Origin of the sequence: Rathayibacter sp. SW19, from assembly GCF_030866825.1 — a bacterium.
GTDB classification, from domain to species: Bacteria; Actinomycetota; Actinomycetes; order Actinomycetales; family Microbacteriaceae; genus Rathayibacter_A; species Rathayibacter_A soli.
Window position 1 is genome coordinate 352,737 of sequence record NZ_CP133020.1, and the last position, 24,041, is coordinate 376,777.

Sequence of the window (24,041 nt, forward strand, 5' to 3'; positions counted from 1 at the left end):
GTCTGCGAACGACCACGGCCATTGGTCACGTAGTCTCGGCCAGCGGGCGCGCAAGGATCTCCCCAATTTACGGTGTGGTGGTAGTGGCATGCGGCCTGTATGTTGAGTCTGCCCCTGGCGGTTGGTGTCATCGTTTGAATGCCGTAAACGATCACGTGATGATGTTGCGACGTTTGTATGCTTCCGTGTCAGATGTGGGTGGCTGACCACCTGTAGTCAACTCGCGACCGCTGATGCGATTCGGGACGACGCGGTCGTCATATGCGTGGCCATCGCCGAGGCGGCGGCGTCCTCATCCCCGGCGCAGACGGCACGATATACCGCGTCATGCTCTGCGACGGCAGTGAGCGCCTCATCGGTGCCGTGCACGGCACGATCGGCGTACACCTGCAGCAGGGAGCGGGCGACGTGCAGTAGGTCGATCAGCACGGCATTGTTCGCCGCTGCGGCGAGCGTGCGGTGGAACTCGCTGTCGGCCTGGGCGAACGCTTTGAGGTCGGCAAGCGACTTCCGCATCCGCTCGAGCTGTATGCCCAGGTCATCGCATACTGCGGGATCGGAGCGTCCGGCGGCCAGGCGCGTGACGTGAATCTCCAACCCGGAACGCAACTCAAGCAACTCCGCAGTGTTGCGCTCGCCGATCAACAGCCCCCAGCGCAGTGTCTGGGGCAGCAGTTCGCTGGCGTTTCCGCGGAGGTAGGTACCGGAGCCCGGTCGCACGTCGACGATTCCGAGAATCTCGAGTGCAGCAAGTGCTTCGCGCACTGCGGACCGCCCGACGCCGAGGATCTCCGCGAGCTGCCGCTCCGGGGGCAGCCGGGTTCCGGGTGCAATCGATCCGCTGGTGAAAAGGTCGAGCAGTCGCCGCGCCACCGCTGAGACGGGTGTGCTGGAGGGCAGTGCGTCGAGGGCGGATGCGATGTCACTCGAACGGTCACCGGCGTAGGCGGGCATGAGAAAAACCTACAACATAAAGCTATTCGCAGGACTTGTAATTGGTCAACCGGTTTGTCAGAATGAGAGAACGGCATGCTTCCCGCCGTTATCGATGTTGAGACAGATCAGGAGTCAATGTGGACCAATCATCCACCGCCACGGCAACGGATGTGCGTGAGTGCTCCGGAGTCGCGAAGTCGACAATACGCGCGGTCACGTGGACCCGAGCGGACACGACCGACACATTCGAGAATGACCTGGTCTCCGCGATCCTCATGGTGCTGCTGGCACGCCGAGACCGGCACATCCGCGCTGCGTCGACCGAACCTGGGGTCACAGCGGAGCCGCGCCCGTGACACGACTCTGGAACGACCCCGCGGACTTCGCCGACGAGATGATCGACGGGTTCGTCGCCGCCAACGCCCGGCACGTGCGCCGTGTCCCCGGCGGAGTGGTCCGAAGCACGGTCATCCTGCCAGGGCAGGTCGCACTCGTGATCGGCGGCGGATCGGGGCACTATCCGGCGTTTGGCGGGCTCGTTGGGCCGGGACTGGCACACGGCGCGGCCATGGGCAACCTCTTCGCCTCCCCATCGACGCAGCAGATCCTCTCGGTCGCCCGGGCGGCACACCGCGGCGGCGGGGTGCTGTTCGGCTATGGCAACTACGCCGGCGACGTGCTGAACTTCGACGCGGCCGCGCAGCGGCTGGGTGAGGAGGGCATCGCCTGCCAGAGTGTCGCTGTGACCGATGACATCGTCAGCGCATCGGCGTGCGAGCGACACAAACGCCGCGGTATCACCGGAGATCTGACCGTGTTCCGCATCGCCGCCGCGGCCGCAGAGGCAGGTGCGAACCTCGAAGAGGTATCCCGGCTCGCCACCCTCACCAACGAGCGCACCCGGTCCATCGGCGTTGCTTTCACCGGCTGCACTCTGCCGGGAGCGAGCGAACCGCTGTTCACCGTTCCCGTCGGCCGGATGGCGGTCGGGCTCGGCATCCACGGCGAGCCGGGCATTGACGAGACCGACATCCCCACGGCGGACGGCCTTGCCGAGCTATTCGTCTCGCGCCTGCTGGCAGAGGCGCCTGACGGCGTGCCGATTCGGGGCGCGCGGGTGGTGCCGATTCTGAACGGCCTGGGCTCTCTCAAATACGAGGAGCTGTTCGTCGTCTATCGGCGGGTCGCGCAGTTGCTGGAGGATGCCGGTGCCGAGATCGTCGACCCGCACGTCGGCGAGTACTGCACGAGCTTCGACATGACAGGCGGCTCGCTGACCCTTTTCTGGCTGGATGATGAGCTCGAGCAGTTGTGGGACACGCCGGTTGACACTGCGGCGTACCGCCGCGGGTCCGTTCCCCCGCGAGAGCAGGCAGACGCTGACGGGAACGCAGACGGGAAGGTCGAGGCTTTCCCCGTCGCCGACAAGGCCTCGCGCGAGACTGCGCAAACCGTCGTGGCGGCTCTGGAGGCGATCGTCGCGACCGTGGACGAGAACGTCGACGAGTTCGGGCGGATCGATGCGATCGCCGGCGACGGCGACCACGGCATCGGAATGCAGCGCGGCTCGCACGCGGCCTTAGCTGCGGCCCGGGCCGCGGCGGCCGCGACTGCGGGCGCCGGTACCGTCCTGGGCAAAGCGGCGGATGCCTGGTCCGACCGGGCAGGCGGCACGTCCGGGGCGCTGTGGGGCGTCATCCTGTCGGCCTTGGCCGCTCGGCTCGGCGACGAGGGCACACCGGAGAATGCTGCCGTCGCCGCCGGAGTCGCCGCCGGCATGGCCGGCGTGATGGCCTTCGGCAAGGCGCAGGTTGGCGACAAGACCATGCTCGATTCGCTCGTGCCGTTCAGCAGAGCCCTGACCGGCGCCGTCGACGCAGGCGCCGAGCTGGCCGAGGCGTGGCGCGCGGCAGCAGCCGCGGCGACCGCGGCCGCGGCGGCCACCACCGATCTGCTGCCACGGATGGGACGCGCTCGCCTGCACGCACACAAGAGCCTCGGCATCCCCGATCCGGGTGCCCACTCCTTCGCCCTCATCGTCACGGCCGTGGCAGACGTCGTCGCGGTCACCACCACCGAAAGGAACCACAGATGACCGAACCGCTGCGGATCGTCGTCGGCAGCGACGACGCCGGCTTCGACTACAAGGAGATCCTTAAGAAGGACCTTCAACAGAACCCGGGCGTGGCATCCGTTCTGGATGTCGGTGTCGATGTGTCGGGGCACACGCCCTATCCGAAGGTCGCGATCGAGGCCGCACAGCGCGTGGCGTCCGGCGAGGCAGACCGGGCCCTGCTGATCTGCGGAACCGGACTCGGCGTCGCCATCGCAGCGAACAAGGTGCCCGGGATCCGCGCCGTCACCGCTCACGACAGCTTCTCGGTGGAGCGCGGCGTCCTCTCCAACGACGCCCAGGTGCTCGCCATGGGTCAGCGCGTCGTCGGCATCGGGCTGGCGCGCCGGCTCGTGCGCGAGTGGCTGACCTACCGGTTCGACCCGACCTCCGCCTCCGCCGCCAAGGTCGCCGTAATCGGCGACTACGAGACGACCGGATCCTGCTGATGGCACCGATCACGGTGGGCGTGAGCCTGAAGATGTACTTCGGTCATCGCCGGGGCGCGGAATGGTGCGCGGCGGTCGCTGACCTGGCTCGCACCCACCCAGCCGTGGTCGCCGGCGCCGTCGAGTTGTTCGTCGTCCCCGGGTATCTGCAGATCCTGCCCGCGCTCGAGGCGTTCGCCGGCACGACCGTGCGCATCGGCGCCCAGGACGTCGCGGCGGAGGACGCCGGCCCGTTCACCGGGGAGGTGAGCCCGGCCGAACTTGCGGAGCTCGGCGTGCTGCTCGCCGAGATCGGGCACGCCGAACGCCGCCGCCTGTTCTGCGAGACGGATGCCGTCGTCGCCGCGAAGACCGCGGCCGCCTTGCGCAACGGCCTCACCCCCGTGTTGTGCGTCGGCGAGGCCGACCAGGTTCCGCCGACGGAGGCTGCACGGGCCACCGTCACTCAGCTGCAGGCGAGCCTGGACGGCGCGCCGCACGGGGCGGTGATCGTCGCCTACGAGCCGGTCTGGGCGATCGGAGCGCCTGAACCTGCCCCCGACACGCATATCACTACGGTCACGCGGGCGGTGCGGGATGCCGTTCGGATGCTCCCCGGCCGCGCCGGCAGCACCGTCATCTACGGCGGTTCGGCCGGCCCCGGACTGTTCGACCGCATCGGCGAGCACATCGATGGGCTGTTCCTGGGCCGTTTCGCCCACGACCCCGCGACCCTCGCCGCCGTCCTCGACGAGGCGTCCCGTCTCGCATGCTGCTCAGGGGGGCCCTGATGATCGGCCTGGGCAGCTACGCCTTCTTTTGGCAGCAGTCCGTGGATGCGCCCGATCCCCTTTCGCTCATCGGCGCGTTCGAGGCGACGCGTGAGCTTGGCGTCGAGCTTTTCCAGATCTGCGACTACGCCCCGCTCGAAGCGATGACCGACCGCGAGATCCGGGATGCCGCGGCCGCAGCCGGCGGGCTCGGACTCACCGTGCAGCTCGGCACGAAGGGCATCGAGCCGGAGCGACTGTCGCGTTTCCTCGATCATGCGCGACGGTTCGACGCCCGGCTGGTACGCAGCATGCTGCACGGGGCGAACTTCTGGCCGGATCTCGCCGAGGCGGAGACCTGGCTGCGTCAGGCGGTGCCCGGCTACGAGGCGGCGGGGGTGACCCTCGCCCTGGAGACCTACGAACAGGTGGCTACCGCCGATCTCGTCGACCTCGTAGCGCGGATCGACAGCCCGGCACTGGGCATCTGCCTGGACCCGGCGAACGTCGTCGCACGGCTGGAGACCCCGCGTGACTGCGTCGAGCAGACCGCGCCGTATGTGAAGAATGTGCACGTGAAGGATTTCGCGTTCGCCCGTCAGGCCGGCTGGGTCGGCTTCCGTTACGGCGGCGTGCCGATGGGGACCGGACTGCACGACTATCCGCACCTGCTGGCAACCGTGCGCCCGCGCGAACGCGGTGTCGACGAGGTCGTCGAGCACTGGCTCAGCTGGCAGGGCGATGCCGGGACCACCATCCGAACCGAGCGGGAATGGACCCGCACGACCCTCGAATATCTCAGGAGAACACCATGATGATGACGACGACAGTAGCTGACAGCCACACGATCGCGGTGATCGGTGCGGGCGGCAAGATGGGCATGCGCGTGTCGAACAACCTCGTGAAGACCGACCACACGGTTCGCTACGTCGAGAATTCGCCGGCCGGGCAGCAGCGCACCCGGGACGCAGGACGCGAACTCACGGATGCCGCGGCCGCCGTCGACGACGCCGACATCGTCGTGTTTGCCGTGCCGGACCTCGCGCTGCAGTCCGTGACGGCCGAACTCGTCCCCCAGATGCAGTCAGGCGCGATCGCGCTGACCCTCGATCCCGCAGCCGCGTACGCCGGCCTGCTGACCGACCGCGGTGACATCATCCGCGCTGTGGCGCATCCGTGCCACCCGTCGATCTTCCTGCAGCGCAGGACGCCCGAGGAGTATGCCGACACCTTCGGCGGGATCGCCGCACCGCAGGACGCGATCGCAGCGATCGAGTCGGACGACCCGGCGAAGAAGGCCATCTTGGACGCCACGGTCCGCGCCATCTACGCGCCCGTGATCGACGTGCACTATGTCACCATCAAGCAGCTCGCCCAGCTCGAGCCGACCCTGGTGGAGACCGTTGCCTGCATGATCGGCTCGCTCCTGAACGAAGCACTGTCCGAGGCTGTGAACACGATGGGGGTCCCCGCGGCGGCGGCGCGCAGCATCCTCTACGGGCACACGCAGGTCGCGCTAGCCAATGGCCTGCGCGGCGACAACCCGTTCAGCGACGCTTGCCTGATCGCGATGGACTACGGCCGCGAGTCCATCGTCAAGGACGACTGGAAGAAGATCTTCCGCGACGACGAACTCGACAAGAACCTCGCCCGCATGTTGCACCTCGCCCGCATCCAGCGCTGACGCGACCAAGCCATCGCTTTGCCGTTCTCGGCGCATGGCATGACACACGATGCCAGCAGTCGCAGCGGGCCAGCGCACCGCCGCTCAGTCCAGCGGATGCAGCAACCGGCTCAGGAACTGTTGCGTGCGCTCGTGCGCCGGATGCCGGAAGATCTGGTTCGGCTTGCCGCGCTCGACGATGACCCCGCCGTCGAGGAAGAGCACCTCGTCGGCGACCAGGCGCGCGAACTCCAGCTCGTGCGTGACAACGACCATCGTCCAACCCTCCTGCGCGAGGGTCTTCATGACACCGAGCACATCGCCGACCAGTTCGGGGTCGAGTGCCGATGTCGGCTCGTCGAATAGGATCAGCCCCGGCTTGAGCGCTACGGCTCGGGCGATTCCCACGCGCTGCTGCTGGCCGCCCGACAGCTGGAAGGGGTAGACGTCCTTCTTCGCCTCGAGACCGACCTGCGTAAGCAGGGCAAGGGCATCCGCAGTCGCGTCTGCACGCGAACGCTTCTGCACCTGCACCGGGCCCTCGATCAGGTTCTCGAGAACGGTCTTGTGCGGGAACAGGTTGTACTGCTGAAAGACCATCGCCGACTTGCGACGCAGCGCGGCAACCGCCGCCTTGCCGACCGGCGCCGAGAAATCGACGTTCACGTCGTCGTCGATCTGGATGATGCCGGCATCCGGCGTCTCCAGCGCGTTCAGACAGCGCAGGATCGTCGTCTTGCCCGAACCGGATGGGCCGATCAGCACGACGACCCGACCGACACCGACCTCGAAGCTGATGTCGTGGATCACCTCGTGGTCGCCGAACGACTTGCGCAGGTTGGTGACCTGGAGTCGCGGCACCGCGCCACCGCCAGGCGCGCTCCCCTCAGGCGTGGGCGACATACCGGTCCAATCTCTTCTCGAGCGCAGACTGCCCGCTGGAGAGCGCCAAGCAGATCACCCAGTAGATAGCCGCCGCCTCGATGTACAACACCAGGAACTCGCTGCTCGCCGCGGCGATCTGCTGAGCCTCCCTGAACAACTCGGTGACGAGAATCACGGATGCCAGCGACGTATCTTTGACGAGGCTGATGAAGGTGTTCGACAGCGGCGGCACCGAAACGCGGGCGGCCTGCGGCAGGATGATCCTGCGCATCGCCTGGCCGTTGCTCATGCCGATCGTGGACGCGGCCTCCCATTGACCCCGCGGCACCGCCAAAATGGCGGCGCGCACGACTTCGGATGCGTATCCGCCCACATTGAGCGACAGCGCTATGATCGCGCTCGGCCATGGGTCGATCACCACGCCGATCGTCGGCAAGCCGTAGAACACCACGAACAACTGCACGAGCATCGGCGTGCCCCGGATGATCGAGACATAGCCGCGGGCGATCCCGCGCGCGAACCGATTCTTTGACAGGCGCATGATCGCGACCCCGATCGCCAGAGCGAGGCCGATCGCGAATGACGCCAGCGAGAGCGGAATGGTGCCGAGAATTGCGCCCTGCAAGAGCGGCCAGAGCGAGTGGATGACGAGCTGCCAGTAATAGTCGGCAGTGCCGACCGCGGGCGTCATCCGCGTCGCCATCGTGTGGTCATGACTCGCCACTCAACCATGGGTCACCGCTCAGCCGCAAGTTCTGCCCGGCTCGAGGTCGGCACTGCCACAATGTCACGGGCTGGCGCCAGCTACTTCGACACGTCTTGGCCGAAGTACTTCTCCGAGATCTTCGCCAGCGTTCCGTTCGCAGCCAACGTAGCCAATGCCTTGTCGAAGTCGGGCGCGAGCGTGCTGCTCTTGCGGAACGTGAACGCGTTCTTGGCCGGGTCGGCGGCGGTGGCCGCGATGCGCAGCTTCGCCTCAGGATGCTGCTTCTCATAGTCCAGCAACGTCAACTTGTCATTGACGGTCGCGTCGATGCGGCCCTGGGTGAGCAACGCGATGGACTGTGCCCAGCCTTCGACCGCCTGCACATTCGCGCCGTTCTTCTGAGCGAGCGCATACCAGTCACTCGTGTTCGACTGGGCGGTCGTCTTGCCCTTCAGGTCCGCAAAGCTGGTGATGCTCTTATCGTCGGCGCGCGTGATGATGACGCCGGGCGAAACCGTGTACGGGGTGCTGAACGAGTACTTCGCCTGGCGTTCCGGAGTGATCGAAACCTGGTTCGCGATCACGTCGATGCGTTTGGAATCGAGCGCGGCGAAGATGCCGTCCCACTGCGTCTCCTGGAACGTGACTTTGATACCGAGTTGCTTCGCGACGGCGTTCGTCACATCGATGTCATACCCGGTCAGCTTGTTGGTCGTTGCATCGTGGTAAGAAAACGGTCGGTAGGTCCCCTCCGTGCCGATGACGAGTCCGTTCGTTCGTGCTGCGACAAGATCCGCACTTCCGGATGCCGCGGCCGTACTCGCCGTTGCGTTCGAACCGGCCCCGGCTGCACCCCCGGAGCATCCGGAAAGAGCGAGCGCGAGAGCGGCGGCGACGGCGCCGACAACGGCAAACCGTGACTTCATGGGGACTCCTTCGAGGGCGCGCGCAGACGAGAAACGTCGGATGCGACGTGCCAATGGCTTGTCTTTCACGCTACCCAGGCCTGGGTAGCGGCCCAAACACGGTTACGCAGCGTTACAGCGACGCCCACCAAGCCGCGCCGGCCAAACAGTGCCCACAAAGCGGCGCCGGCCAGCGTGTGCGCCACGTGCTGCGTCTTGCGCCAGTTGAACTGGCGCAGGGCGCAGCAACTGGCGCACCACGTGCCGGACCTGAGCGTCGTACGCTAATCCGCCAACGCTTCGCGCTCGGAACCGAAGCCGACCAGCAGTCGGGGGAGCACCTGCCAGACGCCCTCCTGGAGGGCGGGGATGGCATCCGCATTGCCCGCATGTAGGCCGATCAGTGCCTGCTGGAACAGCCCGTCGAACACCGCATAGGTCGCACCACGGGTGAGAGCGATCTCGGCGCCGACGAAACCGGCGTAGGTGGTCATGATGCGCCAGATCATCTGCTCGAGACTGTCGTCGACTTCGGCGACGTCTGCCTGGAAGTCGGTCTCGAACATGCTCTGGTTGCGCAGGTCGTACCAGAGCCGGTGCATAGCGGTATCATCGCGAGCGGATGCCGCCAGCGCGGCCGCGAACGACAGGCGCAGTTGCTCGGCAGAGGTCGCGGTCGCGATGATCAAGTCGTAGTGACCGATGCACGCCGCCTTGTATTCGCGCACGCAATAGGTGATCAGATCGACCTTGTCGCGAAAGTAATAGTGGAAGACGCCGTGTGAGAAACCAGACTTCTGCGCGATTTCACGAAGGCTCGTGCGCGCGTAGCCGAGCTCGGAGAGCGTGATCAGCGCGTCCGCCGCGAGCTGCGCTCGGCGTTCGCCGAACTTGTCGACCTGGCGACGCTCGATGCGCAGGGCAGCGGCATTCGTTGCCGCGCCCTGTCGTTCGCTGACGCTTTGGTCTGTCATCGTGCCCTTCTCGTGCTCGCAGTCTAAACCCCTCGGTGCTCGAACCCTCGCGGGAATCGTGCTGTTTTGAACACCTGGTCAGACTATTTTAGACGATTGTCCAAAAAAACTTGGACAGATGTCTAAACGCTGGATTAGGGTGATCGCAGATGCCGCTTCCGGCCGGTGCAGAGCAGCGCGCGGCCGGACCGGCACATACTCGAGGAGGAGTTTCGGATGAGTCAGTTTGACCTCAACGGCCGAATGGCCCTCGTGACGGGAGGCGCCCAAAACCTCGGCGCCGCTATCGCGAAAGCCCTCGCCGATGCCGGTGCATCAGTGGTCATCGGCGACCTGAAGGATGACGTGGGCGAGGCGACCGCAGCCTCGATGCGCGAAGCGGGGGCGAAAGCATCCTTTGTGCATCTCGACATCACCGACGAAGACAGTTGGAACGCGGCGATGCCGAAGGCGATCGCCGACCTCGGCGGTCTGGACATTCTGGTCAACAACGCGGGCATCGAGGTGACCGCGCTCTTGGCGGACTTCGACCCGGCGCAGTTGCGCACCATGCTCGACGTCAACGTCGTCGGCACCTCTCTCGGCATCAAGAACGCGTTCAACGCGATGAAGCCGGGCGGCGCGGCGGGCAAGGGTGGCGCCGTGATCAATATCGCGTCGGTGGCAGCGCTTATCGCCTTCCCGGCGCTTTCGGGCTATTCGGCCACGAAGTCGGCCGTCGATCGCATCACCCGCATCGCGGCGGCCGAATCGGGCGCGCTCGGCTACGGCGTTCGCGTGAACTGCATCTACCCGGGGCTGATCGCCAACGAGATGGGGCTCAAGCTGGCGACGGATGTCGTCGAGCTCGGTCTGTATCCAGACGTCCAGTCGGCGGTGAACGGCGTCGTCGGCCTGACACCGCTTGGTCACCTGGGCGAGCAGACCGACATGGCCAACGCTGTCGTTTTCCTGGCATCGGATGCCGCGAGCTTCGTAACCGGCACCGGGCTCGCCGTCGACGGCGGAATGGGGTCATGACCATGGCGACCACAAAGAAGCCCGTTGTCGTCTACGGCGTTTCCGGCTACACCGGCCGGCTCATCGTCGAGTACTTGCGCGAGTTCAACGTGCCGTTCATCGCTGCCGGCCGCGACAAGGACCGCATCCAAGAGGTCGTCGACAAGGTGCCCGGCATCGAGACCGTGCCGCACGGGGTGATCCAGGTCGAGCATACAGTCGAGGCGCTCGCGGAACTCTTCGACGGAGCGAAGGTCGTCTGCAACACGGCGGGCCCGTTTATCAAGAACGGTGACACGGTCGTCGAGGCGGCACTGAATTCCGGATGCCATTACCTGGACACCACAGGGGAGCAAGACTGGGTGATGCACTGCGATGAGCACTGGGGCGAGCGTTTCGCGCAGAAGGCACTATTGCTTGCGCCGGGCGTCGCGCAGATGTACACGACCGGTGAGATCGCGGCGAACATCGCGCTCGAGGACACAACTCTGGACACGCTGGACATCCTCGTGCTCTGGAGGGGCTTCCCGACCTATGCGTCGATGCAGACGATCTTCACGATCCTGAAGGCGAACCACTACTACCTGCAGCAGAACGAGTATGTGGAGTGGCCGCTGACAACGACCTTCACGGTCAATGTGCCCGGCCAGCACGAAACGGCGTTGGCCGTCCCATGGGGTGGCACGTCGCATCCGGTCTGGTTCAAGCGGGACCCGCGGGTGGCGAACGTCAAGGTCGCCGGCGGCGTCATGGAGCGCGCGGTGATGGAGAATGTGATCGCAACGACCAAGATGTTCGAGGAGCAGATCAGGCCGCTCGAGCCCGCAGCTCAGGAAGCGGCGCTGGCCGACATCGCGGCATCCGTGCAGGCGGGGATGCCGCCGCGTGAGAATCCTCGGATCAACAACTCGGTCGACTCCGTGCTCGCATCCGGTCCGCTCAGTCGTGCGCATGTCGTCATCCACGGCAACTCGAACTACAAGCAGACAGGCCTGCTGCAGGCGTATTCGGCGTACTCGCTGCTGCAGCAGGCACCGAAACGGGTCGGGTTCGCGTCTGCCTGCCAGGCGTTCGGGTACCGCGAACTGCTCGGCCAGCTGCGCAGTTTCGGCCTCGTGCTGAATCCGTCCGTGACGCGGATCAACTGAAGGAGTCGGTGGTCGTGACTGAGAGCAGCCTGGTCAGGGCGCAGTCATGCGCCTGAGTGACTATCTGGACAAGGGGGCGTCCCTGGGGGCGGACGCCCCCTGCTTCACCACGAACGGGCAATCGCTCTCGTACGCCGACGTGCAGCAGTCGAGCGTCGACATCGCTGCGGCCCTGCGGGCGAGCGGAGTGGCTTCGGGTGACACCGTCGCGATCCTGTCGGCGAACGATCCCGTGGCCTTCGCGACCGTATTCGGCATCTCGCGAGTCGGTGCCGTTTGGAGCCCGATCAACCCGCGAAGTGAGGCGTCGGAGGATCGCGAACTGTTAGATCGGTTCGATTGCACGACGCTCATTTACCAGTCGAGTTTCACAGAGTTGGTGGCCACGATTCTGCCGGGATTGCCCAAGATCACCACCGTGGTGTGCTTGGACGGCCCGACCGAGCTCGGCGTCATGTTCGCTGACTGGATCGCGGCGGGCCGACCCGAGAGCGCAAGGCTAGCTGGTACAACGGCGGGCGGCGCATCCGCTGACGGCGCAACGGCGGGCCAGGCAACGGCGGGCGGCGCGACCGCTGAATCGGTGCGCGGCGAACTCGTCGACGATCTAGCGATGATTGTCGGCACCGGCGGCACGACCGGCAAGCCGAAGGGGGTGATGCTCACAACCCGCAACCTCGAGACGATGACGGCGATCGTGCTGATGAGTTATCCGTTCCGCGGTCGCCCCGTCTATCTCGCATTGCCGCCGCTGACCCACGCGGCCGGTGTGCTGTGTTTTCCGATTCTCGCGCTGGGAGGCGAGATCGTCATCATGCCGAAGCCGGACATCCATGAGTGGGTCGACCTGGTCGAGCGGCATCACGTGACGCACGCGTTCCTGCCGCCGACGCTCATCTACATGTTGCTGGCAGACCCACTGCTCGATCAGCGCGACCTCTCGTCGTTGCAGTGCTTCTGGTACGGCGCTGCGCCGATGTCAACCGCTCGCCTGGAGGAGGCGATCACTCGCATCGGCCCGGTGATGGCCCAGCTGTTCGGGCAGACCGAGGCGCCGATGATGATCTCGACGATGGCGCCTCGCGAACATTTCCAGGCGGATGGCACGCTCGATCGCGGCAGGCTCGCATCCGCCGGCCATGCCGCGCCCTTGGTAACGGTCGCGGTCATGGACGAGTCGGGAGCGATTCTCGAGTCGGGCGAACGCGGCGAGATCGTCATCCGCAGCGCGCTGGTGATGGCCGGCTACTACAAGAATCCGGATGCGAGCGCCGAGGCTTCGAAGTTCGGCTGGCACCACACCGGCGACATCGGCTATGTGGATGCCGACGGCTACCTGTTCATCGTCGACCGCGCCAAGGACATGATCATCACCGGCGGATTCAATGTGTACTCGGCTGAAGTCGAGCAGTCGATCATGCGCTTTCCCGGCGTGCGGGATTGCGCGGTCGTCGGCCTGCCGGATGATAAGTGGGGCGAGCAGGTCACCGCCGTCGTCCAACCGGATGCCGACGCGCGCGTCGACACGGAACAGTTGCGCCTGTTCGTGCGGGGCGAGCTCGGCAGCGTCAAGGCGCCGAAGCAGATCGAGGTTTGGGCCAATCTGCCCCGCTCCAAAGTCGGCAAGGTTCTGAAGAGCGAGATCAAGGCGACGCTGCTGAAGTCACGCTGAACACACGGTGGCACCGGAGGTATGTATGTCTGTTTCCCCGCCGGTTGCTTTTCTTGCGCTCGCCCAACCTCCTTGAAAACTAGCGGCTCGGCGAGCGATCGATGTGCCCGTTTTCCCTTGTTTCAAATCCGCCTTACACAAGGCGCATTTACTTACACAAGGCGCATTTAACATAGCGAAAACAGCGGCATAGTTCCCGAGGCGAATCCGTGATGCACGGCGGCGATAGGCCTTGAAATAACTATAGGGAATCGACTGGTAGAGTGTTCCCTATGGAGGTGACGATGGATTCGGTCGGGCGCATCGTAGTGCCCAAGGCGCTCCGCGACGCCCTCGGTCTTCACGCCGGCTCGACGGTAGACGTGTCTCGCTACGGTGCAGGGCTGCAGGTGGTTCCGGCCGGTCGCACCGCTCGACTTGTCGAAGAGTCTGGAGTGCTTGTCGCCGAATCCGGCATCGAGATCGATGACGATGTTCTCTTCGGGCTCATAGACGCCGGGCGCCGGTGAGTTCTCCAATCGCACTGGACACCAGCGTGGCCGTTCCGTTACTTGTCAGAAACCACACTGCGCACGCCCGGATCGTCCAGTGGTGGGATGGCCGCGAACTCTCTCTTTCGGGGCACGCGTTGGCGGAGACATACTCCGTGCTTACGCGGCTGCCAGGCGATGCGCGCCTCGCACCAACGGACGCCGCGCGCTTGCTTGCGACACGATTCAGTAGTCCATTGGTGCTGAAGACGAAGACTGCGGGTCACCTGGTTGAGGTTCTTGCCGCGCTGGCCATCGCCGGCGGAGCTGTCTATGACGCGATGGTGGCGCTTGCTGCGCTGGAGAACGACTTCACGCTCGCAACCCGCGACGCACGAGCCAAGAGCACCTACGAAGCTGTCGGAGTGCGGTTCGAGATCGTCGGCTGATCCCACCCGCACCGCGCGCCACCGCTGAGCGAAGACGCAGCGGCCTGTGCGCCAGCTGCGGCGGCATGCGCCAGTTGAAGTGGCGCATCCGACACCGACTGGCGCACGGCGCGGGGTTCAGCGCGCGGACGGAATCGCGAACGTGCCTGAGCGCTTTCCGGTGCGAATGTTGACCGACTTCAGTTCGGTGAATTCCTCGAACCCGGCCTCGCCCATCTCGCGGCCGATGCCGCTGGCCTTGTAGCCGCCGAACGGCATCTGCGGGGGAGCGTCGATCGTCGTGTTGGCATAGACCGTGCCGCTCTTCAGCCCCTTCGCCACGGTCAGCACCGTGTCGATGTTCTTGCTCCACACGCTGTTCGAGAGGCCGTAGTCGACGCTGTTGGCGAGCCGAACGGCATCCGCTTGGTCGGTGAAACGGGTCACCGTCAGCACTGGTCCGAAGATCTCCTCGCGGAACGCGGATGCCGTTGCCGGCACATTGTCGATGACCGTCGGCTGCAAGAATTGACCGGCCCCGTACACACCACCAGTCAGGCGCTGCCCGCCGGTCACGACGTCTGCGCCCTGGCCTGGTGCGTCCTTGACGTAGGCGGTCACCTTGTTCAAATGCGCCGCGTGGATGAGCGCACCGATGTCCGTTGTGCGATCAAGCGGCTGCCCGACCTTGAGTGTCGCCGCACGTCGAGCAACCTCGGCGACGAAGTCGTTTGCAACCGACTTCTCGACCAGCAGCCGCGGCTGCGAGACGCAGCACTCACCGTTGTTGAAGTTCATGCCGAAGACGACGCCCGCGGCGGCATCCTCGAGATCGGCGTCGGCGAACACGAGGTTCGCAGCCTTGCCGCCCAGTTCGAGGGAGATCTTCTTCATGTTGCCCGCTGCTGCGGCAAGCACCTTCTTACCGGTAACCGTCGAGCCGGTGAACGACACCAGGTCGACCATCGGCGACTCGGTCAACGCCTGCCCGGCAGGGCCCGCACCCGAGACCATGTTCACGACGCCGTCCGGAACCCCGGCCTCCGCGACGAGCTTCATGATCTCCCACGCGCTTGAGCTGGTGAACTCGCTCGGCTTCACCACGACGGTGCAGCCCGCGGCCAGCGCGAACGGCAACTTCTGGCACAGGATCAGTGCCGGGAAGTTCCACGGAATGATCAGGCCGACGACCCCGACCGGCTCGCGCAGTACGAGGCCGGTGAAATCCGACCCGTTGTTGGTGAAGGTCTTGCCCTGCATGTTCAGGGCGAGCGATGCCGCGTACCGGCACAACCCGGCAGCACCGCCGATGTCACCTTCGGCCAGGATGATGGGCTTGCCGCCCTCTTCGCTGTCCAGCCGGGCGAGCTTTGCGGCATCCCGGTCGATCAGGTCCGCGAGGCGATTCAGGATGATTGCCCGCTCCATGCCGCTCGTATGCGGCCAGGTGCCGGAATCGAACGCCGTGCGCGCGACACTGATGGCTCGCTCGACCGCCTCGACGCTCGTCGCGACCACCTGACTCACCACCTCGTCCGTGCCGGGCGCCCTGCGGTCGATGAGTTCGAGCCCCGCGGACTCGACGTAGTCGCCGTCGACGAAATTGCCGATGATGCGAGCGGATGCTGCCATGATGATTCTCCTGATACTGCTTTCGGTGATATTGCCTAAAGCGCCTTGCGATACAACGCTTGAATGTCGTCGATGGTGACCTTGCGCGGATTGCCGGGCAGATCCGCCTGCACGAGCGCATCCGCTGCCAGCGCGTCGATGGCGTCAGCGGGAACTCCGACTTCGGAGAGTTTGCGCGGAACCCCGGTCTCCTTCGCGAGCCGATGCACTGCGGATGCCGCGCGCTCGGCCGCCTGCTCATCCGTGAGTCCGGTCGTGTCCTCGCCGAGCGCCCGCGCGATGCGCGCGAACCGGGCTGGGGACGAGGAGATGTTGAAGTCCATCACATAAGGAAGGAACAGCGCGTTGGCTGTTCCGTGGTGCACGCCGAAGTGAGCACCGATCGTGTTCGCGAGCGCATGCACGGCACCGAGCCCGGCGTCGTGGAACCCGATTCCGGCCATCGATGAGGCAACGAGCATGTTGTACAGCGCGTCTTCATCACCCTGCGAGGCCTTGACGAGGTTCGCCCCGATGATCTCGATCGCGCCGATGTTGATGGCATCCGTCACCGGGTTCGCGCCCTTCGCAACGTAAGCCTCGATGGCGTGAGTAAGCGCATCCATTCCGGTGGTGGCTGCGATGCGGCCGGGAAGGCCGGCGACCACGCGCCGGTCGAGCAGCGCGATCTTCACGAACATCAGGTCGGAGACGATCACCATCTTCACCTGCGTCTCCGGGTTCGTGATCACCGCGCCCTTGGTGACCTCGCTGCCGCTGCCGACGGTTGTCGGGATCGCGATCACCGGCAGCGGGGGTGTGCTGAACTTGTCCACGCCCTCGTAGTCGGCGATGGCCCCGCCGTTGGTGGCGAGGATCGCGATCGACTTGGCGACATCCATGCTCGACCCGCCACCGATCGCGACCATGATGTCGGCGCCCGCATCGATCCGAGCCTGATTGGCAGCGTTGACGGTCGCGATATCCGGATTGCCGACAACATCCGTGAAGGATGCGATCTCAAGGTTGCCTGTCTTCAGCACAGCAAGAACGCGGTCCAGGATGCCGGCCGCAACGATGCCCGGGTCGGTCACCACCAGCACCTTCGTTCCGAAACTCGCCAATTCGGAGGCGAGCTGTTCGAGGGCGCGGTCGCCCAGGATGAGGCGGGGCGGGGAGGAGAAGCGTTGGCTCATCAGGATTCCTTCGTAGTTGCATCCGGTTGTTCAGCGGATGAGGTGGCTGGCTTGGCCTTCTTACGGTCGAAGAATGCTTGAACCGCGGCGCGCTGCTGCGGGCTGACGGAACACGTTCCGACGAGGGTGGCCTCCGTTTCGAGGCCGGCGGTGATCCCGTGCCGCACGCCGGCGTAAACGGCCTGCTTTGCCGCAGACACGGCGATGGCACTCCGCGCCGCGATGCGATCGGCGAGCGCGAGTGCTGCCGAGACCGGGTCGTCGGCGATGCTGTTAATGAGGCCGAGCTCGAGTGCACGCGCGGCGTCGACAGGGTCTCCCGTCACGATCAATTCGAGCGCGCGGCCTTCGCCGATCAGAGGCGGCAGCCGTTGGGTGCCGCCCCAACCCGGAATGTTGCCCAGTGTGATCTCCGGTTGTCCCAGTCGTGCGTGGGGAGCGGCGATGCGGATGTCGCAGGCCATTGCAAGCTCCAGCCCGCCGCCGAACGCGATCCCGTTGACGGCGGCGATGATCACCTGAGGTGCATCTTCCAGTGCATCGAACACCGACTGACCGCGGCGCATCTTCGCGATGGCCGTGGTTTCGGTCAGACCGACCAAGCCGTTGATATCGGCACCGGCACTGAACGTCGTGGAACCCGAACCGGTGAGCACCACTGCGATGGCAGATCCGTTGCGGCCGCCTGGATGCAGGCTCACGGCCAGATCGCCGATCGCGTCGATCAGCTCATCGCTGAGAGCGTTGCCCTTGCGGGGCCGATTGAGCGTGACAAGAAGCACGTCGTCCCGGCGTTCGACCAACAAGACGTCATCGGGCAACACGGGTGCAGCGGACAGCAGTGATTCCGACATCATGCGCCTTCCGCCGCGAGAGCCGAGGCGGCGCGAGCGGTGCCCGTGAGCTCAAGTGCTCGCGCTGCATCCGTGAAGAATGCCGGGTCCATGACCTTGAGGTTGGCTGCGACTTTCGGCCGGAAGCCCATGTTGGCGATCACGTCTCGTTCGAGGTCGGCACCGGGCGCGAGTTCGATCAGCACAGGGCCGTCTGGGCCGAGCTCGAACACAGCGCGCTCGCTGACGTAGAGCACCGGCTGGCCGATGGCGGTTGCGCGCTCGCCGGAGAAACTGATCTGCTGCACCTGCTCGACGAACTTCTGCTTGCCGCCCTCCGGCAATGCGATTGTTCCCGAGCCGTCGACATCGTACTTTCCGCCGGCGACGAACGTGCCGACGAAGACAACGCGGTGCGAGCCTTGAGAGATGTTGATGAAGCCGCCGACGCCTGGGGCGCGCCGGCCGAAACGTCCGACATTGACGTTGCCATGGGCATCCACCTCGGCGAAGCTGAGAACGGCGATGTCGACGCCGCCGCCGTCGTACCAGTCGAACTGCTGGTCAGAGGTGACGGATGCCTGTGCGTTCCGGGCCATGCCGAAGTCGGTGCCGCCTGCGGGCACGCCGCCGATGTGACCTTGCTCGACCGTGAACGTGACTTCGGATGCCCGCCCCTCTTCTGCGAGCACCGCGGCGACGCCGTCCGGCATGCCGAATCCGAGATTGATGATGTCGCCGCTTTGCAACTCGGCCGCGGCCCTGCGGGCGATGACCTTGCGCACGCCGAGTTCCATCGGCTTGATCGCGACGTTGCCGAGCCGCGTGCGCCCTTCGAGAGCCGGGTCTCGATCTGTCGCATTGGAAAGCCGTTGTGTCGGATCGACGACGATCGCATCGACGAGGATGCCGGGCACGCGCACCTGATCGGCGATAAGCGATCCTGCCGCGACCCGGTTGCGCACCTGTGCGAGCACGATTCCGCCGTTGTTCTGCACCGCTTGCGCAGCCGCGAGGGTTTCGGCGAGCAGTCCCTCGCCTTCCATGGTGATGTTGCCGTTCTCGTCGGCTGTCGTTCCGCGGATGATGGCGACATCGATGGGGAAGACCGGCGTATAGATCCATTCCTTGCCTGAAAGGGTGACTAGTTCGACGATGTCGTCGACGGCTGCGGCGTTCAGGCGGCCACCTTCGATGCGTGGGTCCACGAACGTGTTCAGGCCGATGTGGCTGATGACGCCTGGGCCGTGCGCGGCGGCGACCCGCAACAGATGCGAGATGGTGCCCTGCGGCAGGCAGTATGCCTCGATCAGGTTGTCGGCCGCGAGCTCCTGCATGCCTTTGGTCCAGCCCCAGTGCCCGCCGATGACCCGCTTCACCATGCCGATATGTGCGAACCGGTCGATGCCGTCGCCGTGGCCGGAACCCATGCCGGAGACGTGCACGACGCAGAGGTCGCGGGGAGATCCCGTCGAAAGAAAACGCGCTTCGAGCGCCTTGAGGATTGTGCCCGGTTCGTTGACGCCGCCGCCGGATCCGTCCACGATGACGGTCGCGCCGTCGCGGATCAGTGCGACGGCTTCTTCGGCATTGCAGAAACGCATGTTCTCCTCGTTGCTTCTCGTGCTGTCGGTGCTTCGCCAGGTGCGCGATCGTCGGCGATGCTCCTGAAATTCCCGCTGATGTCGCTGCGCACGAATGCGCGGAGCATCCGGGAACCCCGACTACTCTCGATCGTATGAGGGCCACTCAGGGACTGCAATAGCAGGTAGAAAATTGTGTTAGCTATTAGCAACTCTGCGTATTAGTCTGTTCCTGTCCCGCTGAACGGGTTGGTGCGGGAGCGACGGCGAGGGAAGATCGTGGATACACCAGAGCTAGTTGATTCAACGGTTGTTCAGACGGAAACTGAAGCGACATCGGCGCCACGTATCGTGCGCTCGGTGGCCAGGGCGGCAACTCTGCTGAAAGCGATGGCGGCCAGAGGCAAGCCGATGGGGCTCAGCGATCTCGCGCGTTCCATCGAGATCAGCAAGCCTGCTACCTTCCACCTTTTGCGCACGCTCGAGCTTGAGGGCTTCGTCGTGAAGGGCCCGGACGCGACGTATCAGTTGGACTGGGGTTTGTATGAGCTCGGGAGCGCGGTCATCCGGTCGGTTGATCTGACGCGAGTGACACGCATCCATCTCGATCGACTGGCAGAGGAGACCGGCGAGGCGGTGCTGCTGAGCATCCTTGACGGCGAGTCTGTGCTGTATTTGGATCGCGGTCAGTCGACTGAGTCGTTCACGATGGTCGCAAATGTGGGGCGTCGTTCACCGCTGCACACGAACGCATCCGGCAAAGTGCTGCTCGCACATCAGGATCAGCGGTTCATTGCGACCGTGCTCGGCAAACCGCTTGAAGCGAACACGCCGGCGACAGTCTGCAACCCTCGCGAACTCGAGGTACAACTTCTCGACGTGCGCCGCGACGGCTACGCCACGTGCTGGCAGGAACAGGAGCTCGGACTGTGCAGCATCGCCGTGCCGATCTTCGACTACACCGGAAAGGCATGTGCAGCGATGGCCATCGCCGGGCCGGCCGAGCGGGTGACCAAGCTCTCCGTGCCGGGTTTCGTGCAGCGCCTTCAGGATGAGGCGCACCAGATTTCGAGCAAACTCGGCGCGCTAGAGCCGGCGTTGAGCACCCGCTCCGCCGGCTGACCTCGGCCGCAGCATTGCTGTTCGAGGAGGCCGCCCGCGGCCGCAGCATTGGTGGTCGAGGAGGCCGCCCGCGGCCGCAGCATTGGTGGTCGAGGAGGCCGCCCGCGGCCGTCTCGAGACCCCGCACTCCGTCCGCGCTACTCAGCCGTGGGGATGCGCGAGAGCCGGTCCAACGCCTCGACGAAGTAGTAGTCGCCCCACATCACGCTCTCATCGACACCGATACCCTCGCCGCGGTGGTACAGCGAATGCCGCAGGATGCCCTCCCAGCCGTCCTCATCGGTGCCGAGGAATTCGGGGCTGCTCAGCCGCGCGACAATACCACGGGCATACTCGCGATACGTCGCGCCCGCTCCGGCGTCGCCGAGCAGCTCGGCCAGCTGCAGCATCGCGGATGCCGTGATGCTGGCCCCCGACGCCTCGTACCGAAATTCCGGGTGGGGATCGCTCCAGTCATTGGGCCCAACGAAATCAGCGCCGACTTGGGCGATGTACAGGTCAGCGCAGCGGCGGGCGCTGTCAAGAAAACGTTCGTCATGGGTCCACTGGTATGCGGTGCCGAACCCGTAGATCGCCCAAGCGTGCCCGCGCACCCAGGAGGAATCTGAGCGATAGCCCTGGTGTGTTGCTGCTCGTAGAAACTCGCCGGAATCCGGGTCAAACCATCCTTCATGCACCGTGCTGGCGTCACCGCGCACGAGGAAACGGCGCGAGGTCAGTGCATGCGCGGTCGCAATGTCGGCAAGAGCGGGATCGCCGCTGAGTTCCGCGGCTTGGTAGATGATCCCGATGTTCATCATCACATCGATGAACGTGCTGCCCGGGCTGACCCAGGTGCGCAGATACCGGCCGGCACGGTTGAAACGTCTGGCCATGGTGCGGCCGGCCTGGATCAGCACGTCGCGCGTCTCATCGTTCGGGTGGGCGGCGTGCCAACGGCCCCAACTCGGTGTGAACAGAAAGCCGATGTCGTGCGTGCTGGTGTCCAGCTTGCGGGGTTCGACGATACGGCTATACCTCTCGGCTTGCTCGCGCCATTCGGGCTTTCCCGTCTGTTCCGCGAAGATCCACATCATTCCCGCAAGAAATCCACCAGTCCAGATCGGTGCCCACGAGTCTCCGTCGAATTGCCAGCGTCCGTTGGACGTGTAGACCGGCACTTGCCCCGGATGCTGCCTGACCAGGTTCCACACGCGGTGCTCGGCGATCGACAGAGCGCGCTCCGCATCCACGTCGCCCGTGTTGCCCGAATGGGTCTCAAGTGTCATGTGGGGTGCGCCTTCGGTGGTTGTGGGGCACGCGACGATTCCGGTGCCATCACCTTCGAAAGGTAGTCCGCCCTGTTCACAACGATCAATAGCTCCTCGCAAATAGTATTCGTTCACTGCTAATATCATTAACTGAAGCTGCGTTTCCAGCCCAACGGTGGACAAGGAGAATGGCGATGTCAATTGCGCCTGCAATCAGTGCTGCACCTGCTGCCAAGGAACCGCGCGTGGTTCGCTCTCTGGTTCACGCATCGGGGCTGCTGAAGGCGCTCCACAAGAGTGGTCGTCCCACGTCGTTGAGTGACCTGGCGCGAAAGATCCAGCTCAGCAAGCCCGCGACCTACGTGCTATTGCAGACGCTGGAAGCGGAAGGCCTGATCGTCAAGGACGAGGCAGCTCGTTACACACTCGGTTGGGGGCTCTACGAGTTGGGCAGCGCGGTCATCCGTCCTGTCGATTTCGCTCGCGCTGCGCGCATGCAGTTGGACCACCTTGCTCAACGTACCGGCGAGATTGTGCTGCTCGGCATTCTCGACCGCGGGTCCGTTCTGTACCTCGATCGCGGCGAGGTCGACGACAACTTCGCGATGATCGCCAATGTTGGCCGGCGTTCACCGCTGCACACGACTGCGTCAGGCAAAGTCTTGCTCGCGTACCAGGACGCCGCGTATGTCAACGCTCATGTGCGACGCCCGTTGCGGCAGGCCACCTCGCAGACCATCACAGATCCGGCCGCTCTCGTGAACGCGCTGCATCGAGTGCGTGCACGCGGCTACGCACTGTGCCGTCAAGAGCAAGAAATTGGCCTGTCGAGCATCGCAGTACCGGTCTTTGGCCCGGCCGGCGGAGTCCAGGCTGCGTTGGCGATCGCTACGCCGGCGAGCAAGTTCACTTTCGATGCCCTTCCGCGCCTCTTGGATGAGCTGCAGAAGACATCCGTTCTGATCGCTGCCGTGCCCGCCGTTGCCCCGGTAACACCCCTTGTTAGCGATTAGCGAATACTATTTTCACCTTGCTATTGATTGGCAAGGCGACTGCGGGATACCGTTCGATCAACTGAGAGGTGCGTGACGCGGTTGTCACCTGTCCGCAGCGGATAGCCACGGGCCAGGACCTCTGATGCAGATTCCCTGCTGAATGCACAGCTGAATACACGGAGGTTTTGTCATGAGAATGCGAAGCATGAAAGCGATTGGCCTGGCGGCCGCGCTGCTCACTGTGGCGGGAGTGATGACAGCATGTTCTGCCACTGACCCGTCCAGTGGGAGTAGCTCGAACGGTGCAGCCGCTGCACAGGGGTTCAAGATCGGCCTCTTGCTACCTGACGAGACGTCGACTCGCTACGAGACCCAGGACAAGCCAGACTTCGTGGCCGCCGTCAAAGCGGAATGCCCCACCTGCGAAGTGTTGTACGCCAACGCCAATCAGGATGCGTCGAAGCAGCAGCAACAAGCCCAGTCGATGTTGACCCAGGGTGTTAAGGCATTGGTCGTCGACCCATGGGACGGCGTTGCCGCCGCCAGCATTGTCAATTCCGCAGCGGCGCAGAACGTTCCGGTCATCGCCTACGACCGCATCATCCAGAGCCCGAAGCTTTCATTCGTGATCTCGAACAACTACGTCAAGGTCGGCGAGTTGCAGGGACAGGCCCTCGTGGAGAAGCTGCAGAAGGACAACGTTCCGGCAGGCAGCGGCATCGTCATGATCAACGGCGCCTCGACCGACAACAACGCAGTCAACATCCAAAAGGGCGCGTTGAGCAAGATCGAACCCGCGGGCTACAAGGTGCTCAGTCACGTCGAGACCTGGGATCCGCCAACCGCCCAGCAATTCGCCGGTTCGCAGATCGCCAAGTTCGGCACTCAAATCAAGGCGATCTACACCGCGAACGACGGCAATGCCCAGGCTGCAATCTCCGCCATGAAGGCGGCCGGTATGGCGCTGGTGCCGACGACGGGGCTTGACGCGACACTCGCCGGCATCCAGTCGATTCTCGCCGGTCAGCAGTACATGACCGTATACAACTCGTTCAAAGGCGAGGCGACGCAGGCGGCCAAGGTTGCAGTCGCGCTGGCGCAGGGTCACAAGGTGAGTTCCACAGACAAGGTCAACGGGATCCCTGCCTTCCTGCAACAACCGCAGGCTGTGACGATCGACACCATTCAGTCGACAGTTGTCAAAGACGGTGTCTACAAGGTGAGCGACATCTGCACCGCACAGTTCGCGGCTGCGTGCACGGCAAACGGAATCCAGTAACGACAGATTCGCAGTTGTGCCCTGGCTTTCCGGCCAGGGCACAATCGCTCGGATGGTCCCAGCGGCCGCGACACA

Annotated in this window: 24 protein-coding genes; 14 read left to right on the forward strand and 10 right to left on the reverse strand. The window is 64.8% G+C overall.

Translation table 11 applies throughout. The annotated features are described in order from the left end of the window. Positions 1-216: 216 nt before the first annotated feature. The gene (locus QU604_RS01665; RefSeq protein WP_308467064.1) at positions 217-954 is read right to left on the reverse strand and encodes a FadR/GntR family transcriptional regulator; all 738 of its coding nucleotides are present in this window, start codon (positions 952-954) and stop codon (positions 217-219) included. 119 nt (positions 955-1,073) lie between these two features. Here QU604_RS01665 and QU604_RS01670 point away from each other — a divergent pair, with 119 nt between their 5' ends. From QU604_RS01670 to QU604_RS01695, 6 genes are read left to right on the forward strand one after another with little or no spacing between them, the layout of a single operon-like run. Continuing rightward, complete coding sequence (locus QU604_RS01670; protein ID WP_308467065.1) at positions 1,074-1,292, forward strand: hypothetical protein; 219 nt, start codon at positions 1,074-1,076, stop codon at positions 1,290-1,292. After that, positions 1,289-3,031, forward strand: coding sequence for a dihydroxyacetone kinase family protein (locus QU604_RS01675; RefSeq protein WP_308467066.1), 1,743 nt, complete (start codon positions 1,289-1,291; stop codon positions 3,029-3,031). Before QU604_RS01670 ends, QU604_RS01675 begins: the two co-directional genes overlap by 4 nt. After that, the gene (locus QU604_RS01680; RefSeq protein ID WP_308467067.1) at positions 3,028-3,498 is read left to right on the forward strand and encodes a ribose-5-phosphate isomerase; all 471 of its coding nucleotides are present in this window, start codon (positions 3,028-3,030) and stop codon (positions 3,496-3,498) included. The genes QU604_RS01675 and QU604_RS01680 overlap by 4 nt, the downstream gene beginning before the upstream one ends. Further along, complete coding sequence (locus QU604_RS01685; RefSeq protein WP_308467068.1) at positions 3,498-4,268, forward strand: triose-phosphate isomerase family protein; 771 nt, start codon at positions 3,498-3,500, stop codon at positions 4,266-4,268. Before QU604_RS01680 ends, QU604_RS01685 begins: the two co-directional genes overlap by 1 nt. Beyond that, positions 4,247-5,062: a sugar phosphate isomerase/epimerase family protein gene (locus tag QU604_RS01690; protein ID WP_308467069.1), complete on the forward strand. Its 816-nt coding sequence runs from the start codon at positions 4,247-4,249 to the stop codon at positions 5,060-5,062. The genes QU604_RS01685 and QU604_RS01690 overlap by 22 nt, the downstream gene beginning before the upstream one ends. A gap of 2 nt (positions 5,063-5,064) precedes the next feature. Next, a complete protein-coding gene (locus QU604_RS01695; RefSeq protein WP_308469014.1) occupies positions 5,065-5,931 on the forward strand; it encodes a phosphogluconate dehydrogenase C-terminal domain-containing protein in 867 nt (288 codons plus the stop codon). An 84-nt stretch (positions 5,932-6,015) separates the two neighbouring features. Here the strand turns inward: QU604_RS01695 and QU604_RS01700 are convergent, their stop codons facing one another. From QU604_RS01700 to QU604_RS01715, 4 genes are all read right to left on the reverse strand, one after another. Further along, positions 6,016-6,813 (reverse strand): amino acid ABC transporter ATP-binding protein, encoded by a 798-nt coding sequence (locus tag QU604_RS01700; protein WP_308467070.1) that lies wholly within the window; start codon positions 6,811-6,813, stop codon positions 6,016-6,018. Continuing rightward, on the reverse strand, positions 6,797-7,486 hold the full coding sequence (locus QU604_RS01705) for an amino acid ABC transporter permease (RefSeq protein ID WP_308469015.1): 690 nt from the start codon (positions 7,484-7,486) through the stop codon (positions 6,797-6,799). The genes QU604_RS01700 and QU604_RS01705 overlap by 17 nt, the downstream gene beginning before the upstream one ends. A gap of 113 nt (positions 7,487-7,599) precedes the next feature. Beyond that, complete coding sequence (locus QU604_RS01710; protein WP_308467071.1) at positions 7,600-8,427, reverse strand: amino acid ABC transporter substrate-binding protein; 828 nt, start codon at positions 8,425-8,427, stop codon at positions 7,600-7,602. Positions 8,428-8,690: 263 nt separating this feature from the next. Continuing rightward, positions 8,691-9,380 (reverse strand): TetR/AcrR family transcriptional regulator, encoded by a 690-nt coding sequence (locus tag QU604_RS01715; protein WP_308467072.1) that lies wholly within the window; start codon positions 9,378-9,380, stop codon positions 8,691-8,693. Between the two features lie 216 nt (positions 9,381-9,596). On the opposite strand from QU604_RS01715, the gene QU604_RS01720 reads away from it, so the two are divergent. From QU604_RS01720 to QU604_RS01740, 5 genes are all read left to right on the forward strand, one after another. Continuing rightward, positions 9,597-10,400: an SDR family NAD(P)-dependent oxidoreductase gene (locus QU604_RS01720; protein ID WP_308467073.1), complete on the forward strand. Its 804-nt coding sequence runs from the start codon at positions 9,597-9,599 to the stop codon at positions 10,398-10,400. Continuing rightward, positions 10,397-11,527: a DUF5938 domain-containing protein gene (locus tag QU604_RS01725; RefSeq protein ID WP_308467074.1), complete on the forward strand. Its 1,131-nt coding sequence runs from the start codon at positions 10,397-10,399 to the stop codon at positions 11,525-11,527. The genes QU604_RS01720 and QU604_RS01725 overlap by 4 nt, the downstream gene beginning before the upstream one ends. A gap of 46 nt (positions 11,528-11,573) precedes the next feature. Further along, positions 11,574-13,199: an AMP-binding protein gene (locus QU604_RS01730; RefSeq protein WP_308467075.1), complete on the forward strand. Its 1,626-nt coding sequence runs from the start codon at positions 11,574-11,576 to the stop codon at positions 13,197-13,199. Between the two features lie 272 nt (positions 13,200-13,471). Continuing rightward, entirely contained in the window at positions 13,472-13,708 is a 237-nt protein-coding gene (locus tag QU604_RS01735) for an AbrB/MazE/SpoVT family DNA-binding domain-containing protein (protein WP_308467076.1), read from the forward strand. Further along, a complete protein-coding gene (locus tag QU604_RS01740; protein ID WP_308467077.1) occupies positions 13,705-14,118 on the forward strand; it encodes a PIN domain-containing protein in 414 nt (137 codons plus the stop codon). The genes QU604_RS01735 and QU604_RS01740 overlap by 4 nt, the downstream gene beginning before the upstream one ends. 117 nt (positions 14,119-14,235) lie before the next feature. On the opposite strand, the gene QU604_RS01745 is transcribed toward QU604_RS01740, so the two are convergent. Genes QU604_RS01745 through QU604_RS01760 form a run of 4 tightly spaced genes read right to left on the reverse strand, consistent with a single transcriptional unit; the run spans position 14,236 to position 19,341 of the window. Beyond that, complete coding sequence (locus QU604_RS01745) at positions 14,236-15,729, reverse strand: aldehyde dehydrogenase family protein (protein ID WP_308467078.1); 1,494 nt, start codon at positions 15,727-15,729, stop codon at positions 14,236-14,238. Between the two features lie 35 nt (positions 15,730-15,764). Beyond that, positions 15,765-16,904, reverse strand: a complete 1,140-nt coding sequence (locus QU604_RS01750) for an iron-containing alcohol dehydrogenase (RefSeq protein ID WP_308467079.1) — start codon at positions 16,902-16,904, stop codon at positions 15,765-15,767. Then, positions 16,904-17,761 (reverse strand): enoyl-CoA hydratase/isomerase family protein, encoded by an 858-nt coding sequence (locus tag QU604_RS01755; protein ID WP_308467080.1) that lies wholly within the window; start codon positions 17,759-17,761, stop codon positions 16,904-16,906. Before QU604_RS01755 ends, QU604_RS01750 begins: the two co-directional genes overlap by 1 nt. Then, positions 17,758-19,341: an acyl CoA:acetate/3-ketoacid CoA transferase gene (locus QU604_RS01760; RefSeq protein ID WP_308467081.1), complete on the reverse strand. Its 1,584-nt coding sequence runs from the start codon at positions 19,339-19,341 to the stop codon at positions 17,758-17,760. Before QU604_RS01760 ends, QU604_RS01755 begins: the two co-directional genes overlap by 4 nt. A 339-nt stretch (positions 19,342-19,680) precedes the next feature. Between QU604_RS01760 and QU604_RS01765 the strand changes: the two genes are divergently transcribed. Next, complete coding sequence (locus QU604_RS01765; protein ID WP_308467082.1) at positions 19,681-20,442, forward strand: IclR family transcriptional regulator; 762 nt, start codon at positions 19,681-19,683, stop codon at positions 20,440-20,442. Positions 20,443-20,579: 137 nt separating this feature from the next. On the opposite strand, the gene QU604_RS01770 is transcribed toward QU604_RS01765, so the two are convergent. Next, a complete protein-coding gene (locus tag QU604_RS01770; RefSeq protein WP_308467083.1) occupies positions 20,580-21,710 on the reverse strand; it encodes a glycoside hydrolase family 88 protein in 1,131 nt (376 codons plus the stop codon). Positions 21,711-21,886: 176 nt separating this feature from the next. On the opposite strand from QU604_RS01770, the gene QU604_RS01775 reads away from it, so the two are divergent. After that, a complete protein-coding gene (locus QU604_RS01775) occupies positions 21,887-22,705 on the forward strand; it encodes an IclR family transcriptional regulator (protein WP_308467084.1) in 819 nt (272 codons plus the stop codon). A 187-nt stretch (positions 22,706-22,892) separates the two neighbouring features. After that, on the forward strand, positions 22,893-23,966 hold the full coding sequence (locus QU604_RS01780; protein ID WP_308467085.1) for a substrate-binding domain-containing protein: 1,074 nt from the start codon (positions 22,893-22,895) through the stop codon (positions 23,964-23,966). The last annotated feature ends 75 nt before the right edge of the window (positions 23,967-24,041 follow it).